The organism is Butyrivibrio fibrisolvens (genome assembly GCF_037113525.1).
Classification (GTDB): domain Bacteria; phylum Bacillota; class Clostridia; order Lachnospirales; family Lachnospiraceae; genus Butyrivibrio; species Butyrivibrio fibrisolvens.
On the sequence record NZ_CP146963.1, the window covers coordinates 4,222,012 to 4,244,543 of the forward strand.

Genomic DNA, 22,532 nt, shown 5'->3' on the forward strand with positions numbered 1-22,532 from the left:
ACTTTATCTATTGATAAAATATCAATTCTTGCCGCATCTATTAAGTACCAGTTCGATATAGTCCTTCCACTGCTCAAATACTGCATCAGCATTGGCACGTTCTTTGATCTTTGAAGCCTCACTTCCAAGGCGCTCACAAAGCTCAGGATCCTCAATAAGCTTATTAAGGCCATCTACAAGAGCATCTTCGTCTTTGATAGGAATAAGAAGGCCACTTACGCCGTCTTCCATAACAGTTCTTGGACCGCCGCATGGGCAGTCTGTTGAAACGATAGGCATTCCAAGTGCCATAGCTTCAAGAAGAGAATTTGGAAGTCCTTCCCAATCTGATGTAAAGGCATATACTCTGCCTTTGACTATTTCCTTTTCAAGGGTCTCACTGTCACCCATAAGGAATATATAATCCTCAGCTTTATTCTCACTGATCAGACTCTTAAGAATCTCAAGTGTTCCATCATGGGAATCATCACCGTAAATTCTAAGTACCCAGTCAGGATGCTTCTTGTGAACCTTTACAAAGGCTCTTATCAGCATTGGCTGATTTTTGAAATCTACGATCCTTGCATGATGTACAACAGCTTTTTCGCGTTCCGCAGGAAAAGGAACATCGAAAAACTTTGGATTTATCGGATTTATTATTATAGTTGAATTGTCCTGAAGGTAAGGCTTGAAAAACTCCTTCTGGCCTGTTGTCTGGAAAACGCATCCTGCTGCCTTAGGGAAGAGCCACTTTATCTGAATCTTATCAGATAAGGCATCATAATGTCCTGTAGGGTTAGTCCTTATGGAAATAACAACAGGAACATCCGTTCCCTTTTGTGCCATAAGAGCTCTGTAATTAGCCCTTTGTGCAAATGCGATCAAAAGATCCGGATGATACTCTTTCATAAACTGCTTAAGGTATTTGATCCTGAGAAAGAATTTTGTGATCCTGTTCTTGTTCTCATCTTCCTTGCGAAGACCTACATGAACACGGGTAACGCGCTCATCAAGAACAAATTCATTCTCATCATACCATTCAGTTGCAACATAAACTTTGTAGCCTTCCTGGGCGAACTTGTTGGCAAGGTTACTTACGACCCTTTCAGCGCCGCCCTTTACAAGGCAATTTAAATGAAATGCTATTGTTCTCATATACTATTTCAGTGAAGTACTGTTCCTTTGGTGACTTCTATATCACAATCAAATCTATCTATAAGGATCGATCCGTCAACTGTTCTTACAACAAGCTTACCATCAAAGATATCTATGACTTCTCCAGGTTCAAATGCAGAGAAATCAATCATCTCATCAAACGGATGTGCCTGCCATATCTTCATCTCGTGACTTTCGCCTTCTCCTGCAAAGCATACAGCTCCGGGGAAGGGCGCAGCAACGCCTCTGATAAGGTTATATATGTCACGTGTTCTTGCGTGCCAGTCTACCTTACCATCGGCAGGAGTTCTTTTTTCATACCAGCTGTCAAAATCTTTGGAATCAGTCCTTATCCTGATCTCCTCTCCTGACAAGTAGGTTGTTACAAGCTTCCTGATAAGACGCTTGGAGCAGATCATGTTCTTGTACTGGGCAGTTCTTATATCATCATGAGGATTGATCGAGAACATCTCAGTTCCGAATACATTAGGACTATCTGCCTTCTCATCATATCTGAAAAGATTAAGGTTAAATCTTGTATCTCCCAGGATCATTGACCAGTTAAGTGGAGATCTTCCTCTTCCAAACGGAAGGTATCCGCAGTTGCCATGGAATCCGTATATACCCTTTGAAAATGCATCAAGGACATGCTTAGGGATAAGCCTCTGCCATCCCATTACGATTCCTATATCAAAAGTATTCTCACTTATGAACTTGATAGTCTTCTCATCCTTAAGATAATAACTGTCTGCTTCATATACAGGTATTCCATACTTATCTGTCAGAAAAGACAGTCCCTTGAAGCCTGAAACCTGGTTATTCTCAGTAACCTTGGGTGCGATCGTTATTACAAGATCAACCGGGCAAAGCTCCTTTTGTATAAAATCGATTATATTCTCAGAGGTATCTTTAACCCCGAATACAACAAGCTTATAATGCATATCTATCCTCTTTTGGGCGCAATTTGCCATATTATTTTACTATGTTTTACTAAATAATGCTACCTCAGCAGAACCTTTGTAAAATGCCGGCGAGTTCCTCGCGGTATTTAAGTGGCTTATAGCCCTGAGCTCTTTCAAAGGCTCTTTTTCCATAATCAGAAAGTCTGTTTTCGTCAGCAAGCATTTTAAGGATCTCTCCTGCAAGGATTCTCTCACCTTTTTCTATGTTAGAAGCATCAAGATCAACCTTCTCGCTCATATCAGGAACGATAACGCCAAACTCGCCCTCTATAACAGAATCTGTAGAGCTGCCGTCAGGGATTCTTGTAATAAGGTCATTGTAACTTTCTTCTGACAAAAGGATCTCTCTAGGGCCTGTCTTACAATCAGCTGCAACGCAGGGCTTTGCAAGAGCCATAGCTTCCAAAAGCGCATTGGGAAAGCCTTCATGATTGGAAGGAAGAACGTAAAGATCAGATGCTGCAACATATGGGAAGGTATTCTTTTTAAGTCCCATAAATGCCACTTTATCACTCACTCCAAGGTCACTTGCAAGCTTCTCATAGCCTGACCAGTTTCCGGTTCCTATTATCATAAGTCTTGCATTCTTGTTCTCTTTTTCCACTATAGAAAATGCTTTGATAAGATGCCAGAAGCCCTTGATATAATCCTGTCTTCCAACAGAAACGATAAGCTTTAGATCATCATTCCTTTTCTGATCAAGACCAAAGGGCAGATCTTCTACGAGCTCTTTAGCTTTCTTATTTATCATATCTACTTCAAGAGGATTATAGATATAACTGCTTCTGTCGTAGTTAAAATCACGCTTAAGCTGTCTCATGATCTCTTTGGAGCAGGAAAGAACCTGATCGGCCTTTTTACAAAAAAGTCTTACCTGATCTGGTGCTTCCATATCTGTAGAACAGCGGAGTCCCGTCAGGACCTTCTCCTGTCTTCTTGAAAGCACGTTAACATAATTGGCAGATGAACCAAAGCTGTAGCTAATATCTATGCCAAGCTCTTTTTTGACCTTTCTGGTCTTAACTATACGTTTTAAAAGGTTTATAACTTTAGCGACTTTGCTCTTTTTGCTGGGAACATCTATATTAACAACATTAAGCCCTGTAATATCATAATTGATGTCCTTATCGGAAAAGATAAGGATCGTAACATCATAATATTCCTGCATCAGTCTGGCAGTTGTTACGCATACGCGTTCGAATCCGCCCTGATGGAGCATAGGGGTGATCAACATTAGTTTTTTCATTTTGTGTTTTTCCTTTTCTTCTGGCTACGGTACTTCTCTAAGTTTTCTGCCGGAATCATCCCTAAATGATCCATGTTCATAGAAGTAGGTCATCATCACCGCCTGAGTACGCACATCAAATCCCGCTTTCTTGATAGCCTGTGCAAGAAAAGCAGTTGTATGCGTCCTGTCATAAGGATGCTCCTCAGGAAGATCTAAAAGCACATTGCCCATAGCCTCAGAGATTTTACCATATCCCTGATCCTTGTCATATATTCTGTCAAACGCATTATCAAAACGCTCATCCGGAACTTCGTGAGCATATACATCCTGCCTTGGAACAAGATCATTTAAAATCTTCTCAGCCCACTTTCTTGGATCAAGTTCAATTGACATGCGGCTTACAAGCCTTGTTATATCAACTTCCGTTGTGATCGAATCGGAGACAAGGCACTGAAGTCCTGCTGCCTGTGCTTCCACGACTGTTCCGGGAAGTCCCTCGTATCTTGAAGGGAAGCAGAAATAGTCCATGGCCTGATAATAGTCACTTACATTGGACTTATTCCCAAGGAAAAGAACCCTTGAATCCATACCAAGTTCATGTACGAGTTTTTGGGCATCAGCCATAAGAGGGCCTTCTCCAAGAAGCATCAGGCGAAGCGGAAGGCCGTATATAAGAGTATATCTGCCCTTATCATCTTCTCTTATAAGATTAACAACTTCTGCAAAAACTCTTATGAGAAACTCATGATTCTTTGCATAATGAAATCTTCCAACGTGTCCTATGACTATTGCATTGGATATTCCAAGCTCAGTCCTTATCTTATCTCTTGTCTCTTCATTATAAGCGAATTTATCTACATTGATAGCGTTAGGTATGATATGAACCTTACCTGCATCTACAAGTTCATCACCGTAGACATGTCTTGCGGCTGCTTCTGTACATGACAGATAGTAGTCGCAGGTTCCCTCTTTTTTAAAGGGTCTTCTTAAAAATTCTGTAAGCTTTCCTTTAAGTCCAGGGTCTGTTCCGCCGCTTCGTACGTGAGAAGCTGTAACTCCTGCTCCGTACTTTTTGGCGATTGGAAGATAGATAGCTGCAGTACTGGTCATATGTCCCTGAACCACGTTCCACTTGCCGCGGTTAGCTTTAAAAAAGCTTTCTATATAGCCCTTGTAACTAAGTATGTTTTTCCTGTTAAGTCTTGGAACCGCATATATATTCCCGCCAAGTCTCTTGATCTCTTCATCAAAGTAGTCGGGCTTACGAACTTTCATAAGTTCTTCTGATGAATACTTTACTCCGGCCGGAAGCGGAGTATCGCAGTGAACAAGGAAGTCGAACTGGACTTTGGTCTTATCAATGTTCCTGTACAGGTCCATGATACGGCTTTCTGCACCGCCAAGACCTATACGGCCAAAAACATGCAGGACCCTGATCGGCTCTTTGGTTCTAATCGGTATGCTGTTTATATCAAAATCCTGCGGCATCTACTTACTCCTGTTTTCAACTTCTTTTCTTAAGCTTTTTTCTTAAATTCTTGCCAAGTCTGAGACCTTCGCGAAGAAAATACTTGGTGTCAGCCATGCGTTTTTCCATAGCATGGTGGTACTTACCGGCTACAACCGGTCTTATTTTCAGCAGCTCGCTATAAGATACTATATCATCTCTTCTGCTTGAAAAGAGCTTCTCGTAAGCTTCAAAATCCTTGTCTGTCATAGTATTGGTATGTACTACAAATGTAACACATCCCTCTTTTTTAGACTTAAGGGAACTGCTCTTTTTAAAAGAGATTGGGTAGAATACTATATCTTCCCACATATAGGGACCTTTTCCAAATCCGTCAGTGATACCTGTAAAGCCGTTCTTTTTAAGGGCTCTTAACGTATTCATATCATATGAATGAGACGGAGCCATGAAAATATCAGTGGTAATACCATTCTTTTCAAGTAACATTTTACCGCTTCTGATCATCCTGTCCTGACGGTTAAAAGAAAGTCCTGCAAACTCAGAATTTCTGTTAAGTGGAAGAAGGCCTCCGTTATGAGTTGTGTACACATGGTGAAAGCCATGCATAGCAAGTGTCCAGCCTTCTTTTTGCAGATCACCTATATACTCCCAGAAATCTTTTCTTGGAAGATTGATCATAAGCTTGGGGTCACGATTCTCCGGAACTATGCCAAGGAGGGCTTTAATATTATATTTATCAAGTAGACTTTTAAAGCGTTCAAAATTGCTCCAGTTCATGTCCGGAGTAATGTCATCAAGTCTGATGGCGATCTTCATTACAAACCTCGTGTTTTAGTTAAACTCGTGAACTTACGAGTTATAAATGGATTGCTTTGCAATCTCATATGTCATTACAGATTCTCTTTATACCACTCGATTGCAAGTTTAATACCTTTAGCAAAATCGTAAGAAGGATCGTAGCCAAGCTTCTGTCTTGCCTTAGAGATATCTGCGTTGGAATCACGGATATCGCCTGCACGGGCAGGTCCAAATATAGGCTCTACATCTACTCCGAGAGCTTCACAGATGTTGTTATATACATCAATAAGATACTCTCTTCCGCCTGCACCGATATTGTACATCTCACCTGCTGCATCTTCAGGAGCAAGGCAGGCACGAAGGTTACCTTCGATTACATTGTCGATATATGTAAAGTCACGGCTCTGTCTTCCGTCGCCATTGATGGTAGGTCTTTCACCATTAAGGAGCTGCTTGATGAACTTAGGGATAACAGCTGCATAAGCGCCGTTAGGATCCTGATGACGTCCGAATACATTGAAGTATGACAATCCGTATGTGTTAAGTCCGTAAAGCTTCTTATAAAGCATTCCATACTTCTCATTGGTCTGCTTGGTAAGAGCATATGGAGAAAGAGGATTACCTTCCTGATCTTCTCTCTTTGGAAGTACTGTAGAATCGCCATATACAGATGATGAGCATGCATATGCAAATCTCTTAACGCCGTTCTGACGTGATGCTTCCATCATGTTAAGTGTTCCTCTGATGTTGATGTCTTCATAAAGAAGTGGCATCTCGATAGAACGTGGAACAGAGCCCCATGCGGCTTCATGACATACATAGTCAACGCCGTCTGTTGCTCTCATACATGCCTCAAGGTCTCTGATATCATCCTTTATAAATGTGAAGTTAGGATCATCCATAAATGGATTTATATTCTCTATATGTCCTGTTGAGAGGTTATCAAGTACACGTACCTTGCAACCCTTCTTAAGAAGAGCTTCAGTGATATTACATCCGATAAAGCCCGCACCACCGGTAACAAGAAATGTACTTCCCTCTGGGAAGGTTAACTGTTCGTAACTCATAACATACCTCTTAAATAATTTTATTTTTACGCATACGCTAATTCATAATAGCACTTTTCATTAATATTAACAAAAATATGATAGAATATTGAAGCAAAGATTCTATATTCAGTTCCCGGAGGTCATGCATGAAGCAGACATTAAATGTTTTTAAGATCATTGTTCTAATATTTGCAATCCCGATATTATTATACCTTTCACTAGGTTCTCTTTTTATCAATGCAAAGCTGGAAGTATCCCAGGTATCGGAAAAGACTGAGTTCGTCCATACCTTATGGTACCTCCTTATTGCTGCATTCATTATCTTTATTGTAGCCATCTACAAGTTAAAAGATAAAATAACTTCCTTAAATTCAGCTAAACTTTCAAAAATTCTCATCGCTTATACCTATGTATTTACTACCTGCTGGATCATCATCGCCAATGTACATGAAGGAAGCGATCAGGGACAGGTTTTCAAGGCTGCTCAGCAGATGCTGGGTGGCGACTTTTCTACTTTTAATGTAGATGGTTATATGGGTATGTACCCCTTCCAGCTTGGACTTGCTCTTTTGTATCAGCCATTCTTCCTTTTATTTGGAAACACAACTGCTTTCGTATGGCAGCTTATTAATGCTTTTCTAATCTGCAATATACAGTTTTTCTTATACAAGATCGTTTGCATGATGACTGAGGACAAATTCAGTATCAACCTTTTTCTTTTACTCGAATTTTTTGATATACCACTTCTTTTATTTGTTTCATTTGTATACGGAACAGTAATCGGACACAGTCTTGCAATTACAGCTTTATATTTCCTGATGAAGGCTTGTAAGAAAGAGGAGCATACTATTCTCAATATATTAGCCGCCACCTTTTTTATCACCTTTGGTGCACTTGTCAGAAATAACAATCTTATCATCATTATCGCTATGTGTATCCTTGTGACAGGATGTTTTCTTGGTTCAAAGAGATGGAAACTTCTTATCTTCATCCCTTTAGTTATCATTTCATTTTCTGTCTCTCACAAGGCTGTCTTTAAATATTATGAATGGGCATGTCAGGGGCAATATACAAATATAGGCTACTATGGTCAGCCTACAGCTCTGGCCGTAGCTATGGGACTTTCTGAAAATGATGAACTTGCTAATGGCTGGTTCAATGGATATACCTGGGACAAATATATAGAGCTTGGATGCGATCCTAAAGTTGCAGAAGAATTCGCTATCGAACAAATATCCGACTCACTTAACAAATTCACATCTTCACCTTCATATGCTTTTTCCTTTTTTGCAGAAAAGCTTAATTCCATGTGGCTCAATCCTGATTTTCAATCATTATGGAATAGTGGCAGACATGGAAATTATATAGGTGAATCGCCTGTTATCTACAACCTGTACTATGGCGAACTCAATATGCTGATCGAATCCATAATGTCAGTTGTTATGTTCATCATCTATTTTGGATCTTTTCTGTACATATTACTTGGGAACAAAAAAATATCATGGCAGAATATGATATTCGCCATGATACTTATAGGAGGCTTTCTGTTCCATCTTTTCTGGGAAGCCAAAGCCCAATATACAATTGTTTATTACGTTATTCTTTTTCCTTACGCTGCAATGGGTTATTCACTTCTTATCTCTGAACATGAGAGAAGGAAGGGTCAGCATTAATGCGATCGTCATAGGATTGCACAGCTGGAAGGTCCATTCTGTAAGAGCAGCTATCGCAAAACCGGATATTATTGCAAAGGGCAGGAGTGATAATATTTCATTCCTGCTTTTTAAATAACGTACTATCGCAAGAATTATTCCGCATACGATCATCAGGAAAAATACTATTCCTGTTGGAATACCGTGATCAAATGCAATCTGAATATATGAATTATGGGCATGGATGAGATTTTCTCCATTTTCTGCAACTGCAGACATAGTCTCATGACCTGTCATATTAAGGCTGCTTAAATAAGCTTTCCAGATATCAAATCTTCCATTACTGTATTCTTCGATACCGCTTGCTTCTTCAGGATTATCAGATGCAGCAACCTCAGCTTCAGATATTTCTTCAACGACAGCGTCTGCTTCAGTACTCTCTGCTTCAACATATTCAGCATCTTCTGTTTCTAAAGTCTGATCATCAGTACTTTGCTGTGAACTTACAATAAGATTTCCATCTGCATCATATAACGGATTTCCATTTTCATCGTAGTTCATCTTATCTTCGGAGTAGTCATAATCTATTCCATCTGTGCTAAACATCTTTTCACTAAACACAGAGATAAAACGTTCTATGGACATGTAACTGTAATCATCCCAGTCCTTAGAGCCTCGTACATCAGGAACAGCATCTTCTATCTCGATGAAATAGGGATGTCCTATCATAACAGGTACAATCCTCTGAAGTGTAAATGCAGGTGCAAAGGTGATCACTACTGCCAGGATGCAGATCACTACAAAACTTATAAAACTAAGTATCTTTTTCTTCTGAGTTATTGCAGCTATGACCAGCATCACAAACATCGTGATAATTATTGCAAGGAAACCAGTTCTGGATGCTGAAAAGAACATATATGCCGTAACAAATCCAAAGAGCACAGCTTCCTTCCAGATAACAGACAGCTTATCAAAAAAACCTTCTTCATCCTGAGCTTTGATCATCTTACCGATGAGTAGTGCGCCGGTTGCACACAGCATTATAGTAAGGTACTCCGCTGTTACAGTAACTGTATGGAACTGCATGGAATATCTTCCCATGATAAAGCCATAGAAATATCTGCAATACAGGCAATATCCAATGGTATATATGATATTAAATGACAGGCCACCTGACAGAACCTTAAGCATCTTCTTAGGATCGCCTGATACATAATATCTAAAATATAACCCTGAATATATTGCTGCAAGGGCTACTCCCCATAAACGGGCAAATCTGAATATGATGATCAGGGCAAAGAATGCGATCACTATCACTGCATACCAGGATAAGGTGAGCTTTTTGTTCTTCCATTCTGATTTGTTTCTTATCCTAAGCCACAAGAGCCTTATCAGATTCAGAAGAAGAATCAGGCATTCTATCAATATAACAATAAGCAGAGTCAGTATAAGGTTATGAAGGTCATATTCTTTTTCAGTTTCAGGCAGCTTATTGCCATTGTAATAGATGAATCCTGCTATAGCTCCTATTACTACTGCTACTGCATTATATACATTGAGGAGTTCTTTGGCAGAAAATGTAAGTATTATAACTCCAAGCAGGCATACAGCCATCTGTCTTTCAGATATCGTATGGAATATGTTGGCAAGGCCATTCATATAATCACATCCGTACCAGATTGCCATGGCTATAAGGATCATCTGTCCATAATGCCTGATATTATCGTAAACAGATCCAAAGGATGTGAAAACTTCTTCTCTGTTATCTCTTCGTTTGTGATTGATAGCATAAAGCAAGATAAGATATGAAATCAACAGACCTGCTTCATAGAACAGGATATCCGTGATCCTGTCATCAAAAAGCTTCATGGGGAATACCATGAAAGCTAAAACCGCATAACCTGCAGTAACAACAGGGTTAAGCGTATACTTTACAAGGCTGTGCACGGTTATATCGCCGAAGCTTTTTTTCCTTCCGATAAATTCCGCAGCTATCAAAAGAACGATACATATGGCTGCTACAATGCCCATGTATACAAAGCTCTTACTCTTAGATATGGGAAGCTCATAGTTGTATTTAGCAGCAAGATGATATCCATCAAAAGTCGAATCGTTATAGTAAAATGTGCCTATTGCTGCATTGGCGTTTTCTGTAATGTTTTCAGTTCCAACAGTAAATGAAGCATTCTGTACTGTTATGAAAATCCTGTAGGTCTTTCCAACTTCAAGGTCTATTCCCATAGGAATTTCAACATAACCGGGAAGGGTCTCTTCTCCAAGGTCAATGAGATCCTGATACATTACGACCCACTTTTCATAATCCCAAAATGCAACGCGCATGTAGCGTCCGCCAACAAGCTCATTAACAAATACGGATATTGAATCAAGCCTGTCATATTGCGCTATGAAATCCTGGATCGCATCATGAGTGGAATCAACGTTTTCTGTGTATCCAACAATTTCTCCGCCTCCTGTTTCTTCCTTGATACTGGTCCACATACGAAGCGGAAATATGGAGATGATAAGAAGTAGTGAGATGATCAAAATTACTGCTTTTATTCCTTTGATTGTACTGATCTTTTTGTTCATGAAATCACTCCGTTAATTTATAGTCTGTAAATGCCGGATATATGATGATCGTCGGCAACAGCATAGTCAGAAAATATGTATATCTAAAGTCAGCAGCTACAGGTGTAGCTATAAGTACTGTACATACTGCAAACAGCGGCAGCAATAATGGAAGTATCTTTCCTTTATGCTTTCTGGACAATACTATTCCAATAGATATACATTCGATAAAAAAGGCTGCCCCCATACAGAATAATACACTATATACAGGAAGCATAGTGCCAAGCTTGGTACCTATTTCTCTTATCTTCAGCCACAGTCTGGCAAGGGCTCCGCCCATAAGCCATTTTCGTTCTATTCCCAGGGCGTTGTTACATACGCCATCGTTATCAGCCACAGTATAAGAGCCTTCTCCTGACGGATTATCCGGATACCAGTAGCCATAGGTCATGTTTTTATATTCATCAATATACAGGCCCGGATACTTAAATCCTGTCCTTATCCAAAGCGCTGCATACTCAAAGATATGTTCTTCCAGATAATCAGTATCTCCTGCTCTGAAAAGTTCTTTCATGTTATCAGCAAAGTCGGGAGCATACAATTCATGAATATAGGTGGTGTCTATGACCTTATCCACCATCATGGTATCTTCCATGCCAAGGTCCTTGTCTTCAACAAGAACTCTGCAAAAAAGCTGTATGGGAATAGAGAGAGATTCTACAAAGTCTGCCTGAATGACTCCAAATGCGCCCATAACCGGGAATCTTATGATAAGTATAACTGCAAGCGACAGTCCCCAGGTATATATCATGCGCTTTCTATACTTAAATGCCTTGAATCCCCATATACACAGGAAAGGTATCATAAGGAAAAAGGCATATAAGCCATTACTTCTAAAAAGAGCCGTCCCCACGCAGGCAATAAAGTGAAGAATAAGATCTGAAATCTTTATTTTTTCAATGCCAGGAAGCAATACTCTTATAAACGTTGCTACAAACAGCATTATAAATCCTGCAAAAAGAACATCTTTCCATACTGTAACCATATATACCCACTGGAAGGGAATAAGGGTATAAAAAGCCAGAGACAGATATGCCCATCTTAGCTTCAGGCCAATAAGCTTTAAGGTGTTAACGCTATATGAGACTATCAAAGCCATAAGCACCATCTGGACAAAGGTATAAAAACCTATGGCAATATTTAAATCTCCGGTAATGGCATATGCAGGGCGAAGACATAGCCCTATCAGAAAAGTATGTGCAAGCGGATGATGATTGGACAAAGGAGCAAGAGACAAAACCTGTTCTATCTGGTTGATACTGTCCGGTGTTATGATCCCCGGAAATTCATACAGGTATCCCGGAAGCCAGAAAAGCATGCATAAAATAAATGATACTAAAAACACTCTGGATATTATTCCCTTAGATAACGGAGTATCTGAAGCTTTAAAAAAATCCAGAGCCTGTCCGCTCAGATACCATTTATAAACAATCCTGAGTCCATGATAAAAAAGAATAAAAATACCCGTAAACACAACAAACAGTACGATAGCCTTAAATAAAAGGTTATCGTACTGCTTTGTTATACCTGTCATGTTATAAAAAGAATATAATCCACTAAATACAGCCGCTGTTACTAGTGCTGTCTTAGTATTCAATCCGGCTGTATATCCTGAACTAAATCTGTATAAAAGAATTATAGCTACTAAGAGGATAAGCCAGATAATATTAGATGCTCCAAACATCCCAAGACACTCGAAACTCCATATGGTCACAAATGCCTGTATAACTAAGATCAAATCAGCCCATCTTTTTTTATTAGTCATCTATCTGGCTTCTCCCAAGCATATAATTACAGTCTCCAGTAATCAAACTCTGGCTTTGTGAAATCTTTTTTATCAAAAATTCCCTTGATATCAAGGAATACCTTTGTACTGTGTTTAGGATCAAAGAATGCTGCGATGTCCTTAGCTGAGAATGAAGTGAAGTCTTCATGTGCAACAGCTACTATTACTGCATCCATATCCTTAACTGCATCCATAGAATCAAAATCTATACCGTAAAGGCGCTTTGCTTCATCAGCATCTGCCTGAGGATCAACTACTACAGGTGTGATTCCGTACTCTCCAAGCTCCTTGTAAATATCGATAACCTTGGTGTTACGTGTATCAGGGCAGTTCTCCTTGAAGGTAAATCCGAGGATCGCAACTCTTGCACTCTTTACAGGAACATCGTTAGCTATAAGCTTCTTAACGCAGCTCTCTGCAATATACTTACCCATATCATCATTGATACGACGGCCTGAAAGGATGATCTGTGAGTGATAGCCAAGTTCCTCTGCCTTGTATGTAAGGTAGTAAGGATCTACACCGATGCAGTGTCCGCCTACAAGGCCAGGCTGGAAGTTAAGGAAGTTCCACTTGGTTCCTGCTGCCTTAAGTACTGCCTGAGTATCAATTCCCATACGGTTGAAGATCATGGAAAGCTCGTTCATGAATGCGATGTTGATATCACGCTGTGAGTTCTCGATAACCTTAGCAGCTTCTGCTGTCTTGATGTTCTCAGCTTTATATACACCTGCAAGAGCAACAAGGCTGTAAACCTTAGCAACCACGTCAAGTGTTTCTTCATCCATACCAGATACGATCTTAGTGATAGTCTCAAGTCTGTGAACCTTATCACCTGGATTTATACGCTCCGGAGAATAACCAACCTTAAAGTCTACTCCGCACTTAAGTCCGGACTCTTCTTCAAGGATCGGTACACATACATCTTCTGTAACTCCGGGATATACTGTTGACTCGTATACTACGATAGAGCCCTTTGTAAGGTGCTTACCAAGTGTATGGCTTGCGCTCTCTACAGGAGTAAGGTCTGGTGTATGATCATCATTAACAGGAGTAGGAACAGCAACGATGTGGAACTTACACTCTTTTAATTTTTCAGGATCAGCTGTGAACTCTACAGTTGTCTCCTTGATAGCATCGTTACCAACTTCTCTTGTAGGGTCAATTCCCTTTTTATAAAGATCAACCTTAGCTGCATTGAAGTCATATCCGACTACCTTGATCTTCTTAGCGTATGCTACAGCAATAGGCATACCTACATATCCAAGTCCTACAAGAGAAAGTTTTTCTTCTCCTGAAAGGAGTTTTTCATATAAATCCATGATTTAAACCTCCAAGATTCATTATAAATATATTATGATGAATTATTTTTTTACTTATGACCGTGAACATTATAACTCAAATGTAAAAAATCTCCAACTATACCTAACAAAAATGCCAGATAGAAAAGTCCCATGCCATAGCACATATAACGCGGCTGCGGGAAAATCAAAGCACCTGTAACAAGGCTGTTTATGACAATTCCAGCCATTACTATAAGCATAAGGCGCAAGGTAAGATCGCGGCAAGGAGCATTCTTTTTAAGTAAGGCAATGATAAATACCAACAGGAAAGCTGCGTATATGATCGCCGAAATCTTTATCAGTACTTTTGGTGACATATTTGCATTCGAGATAACAAAAGCCTTCAGAACATTAGCAGTAAGAACATAGACTGCACCTTTATCAGTTCCATTAAACACTTTACTTATCTTATCTTTAAGAAGCGTTTTAAAAAGAAAGGCTTCAACCTCATCCTGCTTTATCTGGGAATGGATATTATCAAGATCCGGAAAATAATGCTCAACATATGTTTCCAGAGCAGGTCTTACAACATCAAATCCGATCACGTCATAACACTCGGCATAATGATCTACCATAGCCGTCCAGTCAGAATTAAATACAGTTGACTTATCCTTAAGTTCATAACCCGGTGCAAAATCTATCGTAAGTCCCTGATCCTGACAGACATTATAAATCTCGATGTACAGATCATCTATCTCCGGATACTTTTCAGGATCAGCATCTGCAAATATATCTGCATCCTCCCGACTTGCCGTATACATCATAGTATCAAGGCCGCCCTTACTGTTCCCAATATGAGTTGCAAAAACGCCACGAACCAGATACTGATATCCATTGTCCAGGAAAATAATGGATGCATAAGCAAGGATCAGTAATACGCAAGTAAGAATAAATTTTCTTATGTCGCGGCTCTTTTTTACCAGAAGGTGATAAACAAAAGATGCAAATCCCCATGTGATAAGCACTATGAGCATCTGCTTTCTGATGCTACAGATAAGGACACCTAAAACAAAGAGTTTAAAGAGGGATCTGCGATCATAATTCTCAATACTCTTAATAAGCTCTATCGTAAATATCACATACAGCGGCATTGCCAGAGCCTCTGTCATAAGGCTTTCTGAATACATGGAACCACGGTTTGCAACAAAACGGTTGATTCCTGCAACACCTACCTGTAACAGCATTGCTATTGCAGATAAAAAGAAAGATTTTTTACTCCCAAGAGAACTTGTAACATCAAGAATATATGATCCAAGATAATACGCTGCAAAAACCCACAAAAGGCTCTGAACGATCACTGCCAGAGTCAGATAAGCCGGAAGGCCATATGGGGTAGCTGTTATATGCAGCATTTCAAACAAATGACGAAATAATAATAAAAACAAGGGATAAACGGGCTCTCTGCAAAAATCCATGGTGGCATAACTGTAAGTATCCACGCACCATACAGGTCCATCAATAAGAGCTACTCCCACATAAAATATAATAAGTAAAACAAGAGATACAAGCTTAAATTTAGCTGCTCCTGTGCTGTTTTTTTTACTGAACATTATTTCTCCTTTGATCAGCCTCACATTTGCACATATGTATATTTTTGAATCGAAGATTCAAGAATTAATTATCTTGCCAGAATATGTTTGATTTCATTAACATATGCCCTAACTATGATACGTCTGTCAAATTCCTTCTCCATCTTGATACGGCCGGCATCTCCTAGTCTTAACTTTTCCTCTTTTGACAGGTTCATAAATTTAGTCATGGCTTCATATAAAGCCTGCCCATCACACGGTTTAAATACAAAACCGGTCTTTTCATCATCAACAAGTTCCCTACATCCGCTTATATCTGAACACAGAACAGGTCTGCCTGCTGATGCAGCTTCCATGATAACATTGGACATACCTTCATGATAGGAAGGCTGTACCAGTACATCACATTCCGCATAGAAAGGACGAACATCCTTGTGGAAAGGGATCGCCGTTACAATGCCTTCTTCCTGCGCGCTTTTCATCCTATCAGCATAAGAATCATCATCATATCCAAGAGTAGAAAAAGAAACTCTGTCGCCATATTCCTGCTTCATTTTCTGTGCGGCATATAAATATTCTTCTATTCCTTTTTCTTTCATAAGCCTGCCAACATAAAGGAACCTAATCTCATCTCCATGTTCATTTAAATCAGCTTTTTTATGATAATCAAGGTTTACTCCTGAACCGCCTACCAGAGCTGTCTTTTTTCCTGTAATTCCAAGCTTTTCAAATAAGGCTTTATTTTCTGCATTTTGGAAAAAGAGACAGGAACATTTTTTCATAGAAGCTTTGTACATGAAAGTTACAAGCTTCTGAACCATTCCGCCTTTTTCAAAGGCACTTCCAAGTCCTGTAATAGTGCTTATAAAAGGAATACCTGATCGTCCGCATACATACCCGCCATAGACATTAGGCTTTATGGTATATGTCAGGACCACATCAGGTTTCTCCGCTTTTAAAAGCTTCTTATATTTTTTTATAAGTTTAAGATCTTTGGCAGGATTCATTCCTCTCCTGTCAAGATCAGTATGTACGACTCTTATTCCCTCTTTTTCAATATCCTCTCTGTGTTCATCATCGGGAATACTTACAACTACATCATAGCCTTCATCTTTCAAAGAAAGTAAAAGCTCATTTCTAAAAGCATAAAGGCCTGTAGAATTATTAGCCAAAAATAAAACTTTAGACATTACATTGCCCTTCATAAAGAATAATATAATCCATCAACATTGTTGAAATGTATAGCTCCCATCCCAAGTTCCTGGGGAGCTATAAAATCCTTACGCATATTATCACCTATGTACACAAGTTTTTCATATGGCAAATCCATAAGCTCACGCATCTTTTTAAATGCCTCAGGACACGGTTTTCTGAACTGCGTTCCGCCAAGTTCATCTGTGATAATGATGTGGTCGACCTTTTTTTCAAGGCCAAGAGCTCTTATCTTGGCTCTCTGCCCTTCCGGTCTTCCGTCGGTTATGATACCAATCTTTTTACCGGACTTTCTGATAGTATCAAGCAACTCTGCAACGCCGTCATAGAGGCTTATATCAGGTTCCTGATAACGATATCTTTCAAGGCATAATGACTTTACTTCTTCAGAAGCAATTCCAGCTGATGCAAGGACAACATCGATCGCATTCTCATGTCTTAAAAATGCTTCGTATAGCTTATCATAAGCCCTGTCTACCTGAGGAATTACCTTAGCTACCTCTTTATATCCGCTTCGTACATACTGCTTTTCTCCATAGAGGGTATCATCAAGGTCAAAGATAATTCCATCAAAATCGTCTATATAATTTTTTGCTTCCAGAATGCGTTTTATCGTTATCATCTTTTATTTCGTACCTGTAATGTTCAACGTTACTGTTCGGGATTAATACAGATGCTCTGATCGAATCTGCTGTATATAGCGCCGTCTCTTGCAGCACCCTCCTGATAACTAAGGCTTTGTCCCATAAGCATTCTGATAACCGCTTCTGCGCTATCAGCTCCTGCCTTTATAGAAAGTGGTGCACCGCCGCCAAACCTTGGATTTATCTCTATGTAGTAGTCATCTCCTGTTGACTCTTCACGAATGAGCTGAACGGTGATCTGTCCGCAGGGTTTATAATCAGCACAGAGAACCTTCATCTCTTCGATCATCTTGTTATCCTGCGTGATCCTTGTCTTTAAGACTTCTCCGGATCTTACTGCAAGTCTTTCTCTAGGTGTGATAAATACAGGATTTCCTTCATAATCTCCAAATATATCAATTGTATATTCTCTGCCACTTATAAAGGGCTGGATTATGTAATCGCCTATTTTCTGGGCATATACTTTAAGATCCTCTATATTATTAACTTTATAAGCATCGATAGATGAGCTTCCATCCTTGGGTTTTATAAATGCAGGAAAAGAAGCCTTGCCCTGTGCAACTGCTTCTTCAAACTTTTCTACGCTATTTACAGGCTTTGGCGACTTAAGTCCAAGTGAGATAAAATAATCTGCTGTAAAGTTCTTATCTCTGCAAAGCTTAACTTTATCAAATCCACTTATTAAAACCTTTGTTCCAACTTCTTCAAACTTCTCTTTATTCATGGCAAGAAGGTTCAGATCTGTATCTATCGTCGGAATGAGGCAGTCAACCTTATTCTCAGAACAGTACTTAATAAGATTTGGAATATACAACGGATCACTAATTCTTACAACCTGCAGATGTTCATCACAAAAATAAAGAGCAGGTGCATCTGTAACAAGATCTGCTCCAATTATAGTAACATCTGCTGATAGTCTGTCTGCTGCACTTCTGAACGCCTGCATAAGCTCTACACGGCGTCCTACAGAAGTAAACATTATTTTCATAAGGTGTTCTCCTAAAAAATCAATTTAATAATCCAACAGTATTTATGTGCACAAAAATATGATCAGTTATGCCCGTTAAAAGGCTCCATTGTTGCAGATGTAGCACTGCTTATGCCTTCTTTTTTGACAACGGTTTTGATCGTATCGATTATTATCTTCACATCTGTTCCAAAGCTTATATTATCTACATACCAGACATCAAGCTCAAACTTTTTGGCCCAACTTATTGCGTTACGTCCGTGAGCCTGTGCGTATCCTGTAAGCCCCGGTCTTACATCATGACGTCTTGCCTGTTCAGGAGAATACAATGGCAGGTACTGAACAAGGAGTGGTCTGGGGCCAATAAAACTCATATCGCCTTTAAGGATGTTCAAAAATTCAGGTATTTCATCAAGACTTGTTGATCTAAGCCATTTTCCGAATTTAGTAAGTCTTATCTCATCAGGAAGAAGGTTACCATTCGCATCCTTTTCATCTGTCATAGTCCTGAACTTGTACAGCTTAAATACCTTGCCTTTATATCCTGGACGGTCCTGTTTAAAAAGAACAGGAGATCCCAGCTTTGTTCTTACAAGCAGCGCAAGAATAGCGTACAGCCAGCAAAGAAGTACAATGACCATAAGAGAGATCAATATATCCAGAAATCTTTTTACATACTTGGAATAGAATGAATTTTTTTTCATACTCATTTACTTATCAAAACATCTCCTGATAATCTCTATGATCACATCCTGCTGATCAGGTGTCATCTTGTTATCTGAAGGAAGACAAAGGCCACGCTCAAAGATATCCATACCAACATCAAGAGCTTCTCCCTCGTCAATATATGCATTAGTTACAGCTCGTCCATTGCCCTTTGCCGTTACAAAAGGACTGTTTCTATATATAGGCTGCATGTGCATAGGCTTCCAGATGGGGCGGCCTTCTGCATTAAACTTGGAGATCGCTTCAAGAATCTCTGTAGGACAGGACTTACCTTCTTCACTTATATAAAGAACGTCGCGCTCACCTCTGACCTGTCTGCACATAGCATCCTTATCTATAAGCATGCAACTAAGCCAGAAGTTAGGCTCGGATTTTTCCTCATCATAAGGATTCATTGTTACAGGAAGTCCCTTTAAGCCTTCCTTGTAACGCTCATAGATAGCTTTCTTCTGAGCAATATGCTCATCAAGGTGAAGCATCTGACCTCTAACAATACCAGCTATTATATTACTCATGCGGTAGTTATATCCAACTTCCTCATGCTGATACCATGGCGCATCTTCCCTGCTCTGAGTAGACCACTTACGAGCCTTGTCACAGTCTTCTCTACTATCTGTAAGGAACATACCGCCTGAAGAGCCTGTGATTATCTTATTACCGTTAAAAGAGATTGCATTATAATTACCAAAGTTTCCTGTCTGAACACCCTTATATGTTGCACCAAGCGATTCAGCAGCATCTTCTATGATGAGTGCTCCATGCTTATCGCATATTGCACGTATCTCATCGATCTTGCCAGGTGTTCCGTAAAGGTGAGCTATCACAACAAGCTTAACTTCTGGATATATCTCAAATGCTTTCTCCAAAGCTACCGGATCCATGTTCCAGGTATCTCGCTCAGTATCGATAAATACTGCCTCGCCGTCTTCATATGCCACAGGATTAACTGTAGCATCAAAAGTCATATCTGAACAAAAGACCTTGTGACCTCTAAGTGTACCCTCATTAGGCTTAGCCATTCCATATATCTTCTCACCTGCAAGCTTTACACACAGGTGAAGCGCTGCTGTTCCAGCACTAAGTGCTACAGCATACTTACAGCCAACATACTCAGCAACCATACGCTCGCACTCATTTATGTTCTTACCTACTGTAGAAAGCCAGTTGGTATCAAATGCTTCTTTGATATAATCAAGCTCTTCACCGTGCATTGTAGGAGACGAAAGCCAAATCTTCTTTTCAAACGGTTCTATGCCATTAAAGTTTTTTTCCATTTTCATATCCTCTTCAACGTATTACTTATCGTTCTTAAAGTTTGCCGTATAGGCCTGATAGGATGAATAATCCAAAAGCGCAGACCGTACGAAGTGTAAGGCAAGCTTTTGGATTATTCATCCTATCAGGCCGCCCCCGCTTTAACAACTAATCTCAATCCGTCGCATTAATCTTGGCCGCAACTCTCTGAAGTTCTCTTACGTGCTCAGCAGAATGCTGCTCTGCGTCGTTGATATTAGGATGATATGTTGTAACTATCTCCTGTACTATCTGTCTGATATTTGATGATTCAGATTTGGATGCATGATTGAGCTTTTCAAGATCCTCAAAGAATCTGCTCTCATCAACATCAATAGGTTTACCTATATGAATCATCTTGTTCTCTGTATCCTTAAGCCCTTCTTCATCCATAAGAAGCTCTTCATAGAGCTTTTCACCAGGACGAAGGCCTGTGAACTCGATCTTGATATCTTCGCCAACTTTAAAGCCGGAAAGCTTAATAAGGTTCTCAGCAAGATCCAGGATCCTTACAGGTTCTCCCATATCAAGGACGAATATCTCTCCGCCCTTGGCATAAGCACCCGCCTGAAGAACGAGTGATACAGCTTCAGGAATGGTCATAAAGTATCTGATGATGTTAGGGTCCGTAACTGTTACAGGACCACCGGCTGCTATCTGCTTTTTGAAAAGAGGGATAACACTTCCGTTTGATCCAAGTACGTTACCAAATCTTACTGCTACAAATTCTGTATCATAATGTTTGTTGAAGGTCTGAATGATCATCTCACAGATACGCTTGCTGGCACCCATGATGTTAGTAGGGTTAACAGCTTTATCTGTTGATATCATTACGAACTTCTCGCAACCATTCTGGGCTGCCGCCATAGCTGTCTTGAAGGTACCAAATACGTTGTTCTTGATAGCTTCGTTAGGGCTGTCCTCCATAAGAGGCACATGCTTATGAGCCGCTGCATGGTACACGATCTGAGGTCTGTAGTGCTCGAATATCCAGTTAACTCTGTTAGTATTACGAACTGATGCTATTAATACCTGAAGATCAAGTTCAGGATACTTATTCTTAAGCTCCTGCTGAATATCGTATGCGTTGTTCTCATATATATCAACAATGATAAGCTGCTTGGGACTATGACCTGCGATCTGTCTGCAAAGCTCACTTCCAATTGATCCGCCGCCTCCAGTTACGCATACAACCTTACCTTTTACATAACCAAGGATAGAATCTATATCTACTGTAACAGGATCTCTTCCGAGGAGATCTTCGATCTCAACATTGTGAAGTCTTGATACATTGACATCTCCGTTAACAAGCTGGTATACGCCGGGGAGAGTCTTAAGTTCACAGTTAGTCTCTTTACATATCTCAAGGATCTTACTTATCTCTTTTCTTGGAGCAGAAGGAATTGCAAGTATGATCTGATCGATCTCAAAAAGATCAGCGCATTCCTTTATCTTGTCTCTTCCGCCAACAACTCGAACTCCCTGAATATATCTTCCCCATTTATTGGGATCATCGTCCACAATACACTTAACCTGCATAGTAAGGTAAAGGCTATTAACGATCTCTTTGATGATAACGTTGGCAGCTTCTCCTGCACCTATAACCATAACAGAAGATACGTCCTGACTCTTTTCATGCTTATGCTTCTGAGTTCTTAAGAATCTGTATGAAAATCTGCTTACAAAAATAAATATTACAAGCAGGAATGTATACAGGAAATAATAACTCTGTGGAACAGGCTGCTTTTCAATCTTGAAAAACTGAAGTCCGATCGCATTAACAACACCAGAGATAGTACAGGATACCACAAGATTCTGAAGCTCCATCTCGCCTGCAAATGCCCATAAGCTGTCGTACAACCTGAAGGCAGCAAATATAAAGATAGTGATAATGATGTTTATAGCAAGGAACTCATTAATAGGAGTCAGGAAATGATCAGGTACGCTTGATATATGAAAATCGTACCTGACTAAAACTGCCAGATAGCTGGTAGCTACAATGCTTATAATATCGTAGATTATAAGCACAAGGCGTCTATAAAATTTCGCTTTATTAAAGCCTGTCTTTATCTTTTTATCTCCCATTTATAGGTAACCTCTGCATAAGTCTATA

The 22,532-nt window shown here is 39.7% G+C and carries 17 protein-coding genes; 1 reads left to right on the top strand and 16 read right to left on the bottom strand.

What is annotated here, in order from left to right; genetic code table 11:
- Positions 1-21: 21 nt before the first annotated feature.
- From WAA20_RS18005 to WAA20_RS18030, 6 genes are all read right to left on the bottom strand, one after another.
- On the bottom strand, positions 22-1,134 hold the full coding sequence (locus WAA20_RS18005) for a glycosyltransferase (RefSeq protein WP_073386520.1): 1,113 nt from the start codon (positions 1,132-1,134) through the stop codon (positions 22-24).
- An 8-nt stretch (positions 1,135-1,142) separates the two neighbouring features.
- Positions 1,143-2,075 carry a formyltransferase family protein gene (locus WAA20_RS18010; protein ID WP_073386521.1) on the bottom strand — a complete coding sequence of 311 codons (933 nt, stop codon included), beginning with the start codon at positions 2,073-2,075 and terminating at the stop codon, positions 1,143-1,145.
- Positions 2,076-2,139: 64 nt separating this feature from the next.
- Complete coding sequence (locus tag WAA20_RS18015) at positions 2,140-3,342, bottom strand: glycosyltransferase (protein WP_073386522.1); 1,203 nt, start codon at positions 3,340-3,342, stop codon at positions 2,140-2,142.
- Between the two features lie 24 nt (positions 3,343-3,366).
- A complete protein-coding gene (locus WAA20_RS18020; protein ID WP_073386523.1) occupies positions 3,367-4,812 on the bottom strand; it encodes a glycosyltransferase family 1 protein in 1,446 nt (481 codons plus the stop codon).
- Positions 4,813-4,828: 16 nt separating this feature from the next.
- Complete coding sequence (locus WAA20_RS18025) at positions 4,829-5,608, bottom strand: DUF2334 domain-containing protein (protein ID WP_073386524.1); 780 nt, start codon at positions 5,606-5,608, stop codon at positions 4,829-4,831.
- Positions 5,609-5,682: 74 nt separating this feature from the next.
- Positions 5,683-6,657 (bottom strand): SDR family oxidoreductase, encoded by a 975-nt coding sequence (locus WAA20_RS18030; RefSeq protein WP_073386525.1) that lies wholly within the window; start codon positions 6,655-6,657, stop codon positions 5,683-5,685.
- Positions 6,658-6,785: 128 nt separating this feature from the next.
- Between WAA20_RS18030 and WAA20_RS18035 the strand changes: the two genes are divergently transcribed.
- On the top strand, positions 6,786-8,312 hold the full coding sequence (locus tag WAA20_RS18035; protein WP_073386526.1) for a hypothetical protein: 1,527 nt from the start codon (positions 6,786-6,788) through the stop codon (positions 8,310-8,312).
- Here the strand turns inward: WAA20_RS18035 and WAA20_RS18040 are convergent.
- From WAA20_RS18040 to WAA20_RS18085, 10 genes are all read right to left on the bottom strand, one after another.
- Entirely contained in the window at positions 8,268-10,880 is a 2,613-nt protein-coding gene (locus WAA20_RS18040) for an O-antigen ligase family protein (RefSeq protein ID WP_073386527.1), read from the bottom strand. The genes WAA20_RS18035 and WAA20_RS18040 overlap by 45 nt on opposite strands.
- Positions 10,881-10,884: 4 nt before the next feature.
- Positions 10,885-12,684: a DUF6020 family protein gene (locus WAA20_RS18045; protein WP_073386528.1), complete on the bottom strand. Its 1,800-nt coding sequence runs from the start codon at positions 12,682-12,684 to the stop codon at positions 10,885-10,887.
- Between the two features lie 26 nt (positions 12,685-12,710).
- Positions 12,711-14,027 (bottom strand): nucleotide sugar dehydrogenase, encoded by a 1,317-nt coding sequence (locus tag WAA20_RS18050; protein ID WP_073386529.1) that lies wholly within the window; start codon positions 14,025-14,027, stop codon positions 12,711-12,713.
- A 50-nt stretch (positions 14,028-14,077) separates the two neighbouring features.
- Positions 14,078-15,598: a hypothetical protein gene (locus WAA20_RS18055; protein WP_073386530.1), complete on the bottom strand. Its 1,521-nt coding sequence runs from the start codon at positions 15,596-15,598 to the stop codon at positions 14,078-14,080.
- 68 nt (positions 15,599-15,666) lie between these two features.
- Complete coding sequence (locus tag WAA20_RS18060; protein ID WP_073386531.1) at positions 15,667-16,767, bottom strand: glycosyltransferase family 4 protein; 1,101 nt, start codon at positions 16,765-16,767, stop codon at positions 15,667-15,669.
- Positions 16,768-16,778: 11 nt separating this feature from the next.
- Positions 16,779-17,411, bottom strand: coding sequence for an HAD family hydrolase (locus WAA20_RS18065; protein WP_073386532.1), 633 nt, complete (start codon positions 17,409-17,411; stop codon positions 16,779-16,781).
- A 29-nt stretch (positions 17,412-17,440) separates the two neighbouring features.
- Positions 17,441-18,421 carry an ATP-grasp domain-containing protein gene (locus WAA20_RS18070; protein WP_073386533.1) on the bottom strand — a complete coding sequence of 327 codons (981 nt, stop codon included), beginning with the start codon at positions 18,419-18,421 and terminating at the stop codon, positions 17,441-17,443.
- A 62-nt stretch (positions 18,422-18,483) separates the two neighbouring features.
- Positions 18,484-19,104 (bottom strand): sugar transferase, encoded by a 621-nt coding sequence (locus WAA20_RS18075; RefSeq protein WP_073386649.1) that lies wholly within the window; start codon positions 19,102-19,104, stop codon positions 18,484-18,486.
- Positions 19,105-19,110: 6 nt separating this feature from the next.
- Positions 19,111-20,400 (bottom strand): DegT/DnrJ/EryC1/StrS family aminotransferase, encoded by a 1,290-nt coding sequence (locus WAA20_RS18080; protein ID WP_073386534.1) that lies wholly within the window; start codon positions 20,398-20,400, stop codon positions 19,111-19,113.
- Between the two features lie 154 nt (positions 20,401-20,554).
- Positions 20,555-22,504, bottom strand: coding sequence for a nucleoside-diphosphate sugar epimerase/dehydratase (locus tag WAA20_RS18085; protein WP_073386535.1), 1,950 nt, complete (start codon positions 22,502-22,504; stop codon positions 20,555-20,557).
- Between the last annotated feature and the right edge of the window lie 28 nt (positions 22,505-22,532).

What these genes read in the sequence shown, in the direction of transcription:
- WAA20_RS18040 (WP_073386527.1), bottom strand. Translation starts at nt 10,880, where the DNA reads ATGAACAAAAAGATCAGTACAATCAAAGGAATAAAAGCAGTAATTTTG.
- WAA20_RS18070 (WP_073386533.1), bottom strand. Translation starts at nt 18,421, where the DNA reads ATGAAAATAATGTTTACTTCTGTAGGACGCCGTGTAGAGCTTATGCAG.
- WAA20_RS18075 (WP_073386649.1), bottom strand. Translation starts at nt 19,104, where the DNA reads ATGAAAAAAAATTCATTCTATTCCAAGTATGTAAAAAGATTTCTGGAT.
- WAA20_RS18035 (WP_073386526.1), top strand. Translation starts at nt 6,786, where the DNA reads ATGAAGCAGACATTAAATGTTTTTAAGATCATTGTTCTAATATTTGCA.
- WAA20_RS18080 (WP_073386534.1), bottom strand. Translation starts at nt 20,400, where the DNA reads ATGGAAAAAAACTTTAATGGCATAGAACCGTTTGAAAAGAAGATTTGG.
- WAA20_RS18055 (WP_073386530.1), bottom strand. Translation starts at nt 15,598, where the DNA reads ATGTTCAGTAAAAAAAACAGCACAGGAGCAGCTAAATTTAAGCTTGTA.
- WAA20_RS18020 (WP_073386523.1), bottom strand. Translation starts at nt 4,812, where the DNA reads ATGCCGCAGGATTTTGATATAAACAGCATACCGATTAGAACCAAAGAG.
- WAA20_RS18045 (WP_073386528.1), bottom strand. Translation starts at nt 12,684, where the DNA reads ATGACTAATAAAAAAAGATGGGCTGATTTGATCTTAGTTATACAGGCA.
- WAA20_RS18005 (WP_073386520.1), bottom strand. Translation starts at nt 1,134, where the DNA reads ATGAGAACAATAGCATTTCATTTAAATTGCCTTGTAAAGGGCGGCGCT.
- WAA20_RS18065 (WP_073386532.1), bottom strand. Translation starts at nt 17,411, where the DNA reads ATGATAACGATAAAACGCATTCTGGAAGCAAAAAATTATATAGACGAT.
- WAA20_RS18010 (WP_073386521.1), bottom strand. Translation starts at nt 2,075, where the DNA reads ATGCATTATAAGCTTGTTGTATTCGGGGTTAAAGATACCTCTGAGAAT.
- WAA20_RS18060 (WP_073386531.1), bottom strand. Translation starts at nt 16,767, where the DNA reads ATGTCTAAAGTTTTATTTTTGGCTAATAATTCTACAGGCCTTTATGCT.
- WAA20_RS18085 (WP_073386535.1), bottom strand. Translation starts at nt 22,504, where the DNA reads ATGGGAGATAAAAAGATAAAGACAGGCTTTAATAAAGCGAAATTTTAT.
- WAA20_RS18025 (WP_073386524.1), bottom strand. Translation starts at nt 5,608, where the DNA reads ATGAAGATCGCCATCAGACTTGATGACATTACTCCGGACATGAACTGG.
- WAA20_RS18015 (WP_073386522.1), bottom strand. Translation starts at nt 3,342, where the DNA reads ATGAAAAAACTAATGTTGATCACCCCTATGCTCCATCAGGGCGGATTC.
- WAA20_RS18030 (WP_073386525.1), bottom strand. Translation starts at nt 6,657, where the DNA reads ATGAGTTACGAACAGTTAACCTTCCCAGAGGGAAGTACATTTCTTGTT.
- WAA20_RS18050 (WP_073386529.1), bottom strand. Translation starts at nt 14,027, where the DNA reads ATGGATTTATATGAAAAACTCCTTTCAGGAGAAGAAAAACTTTCTCTT.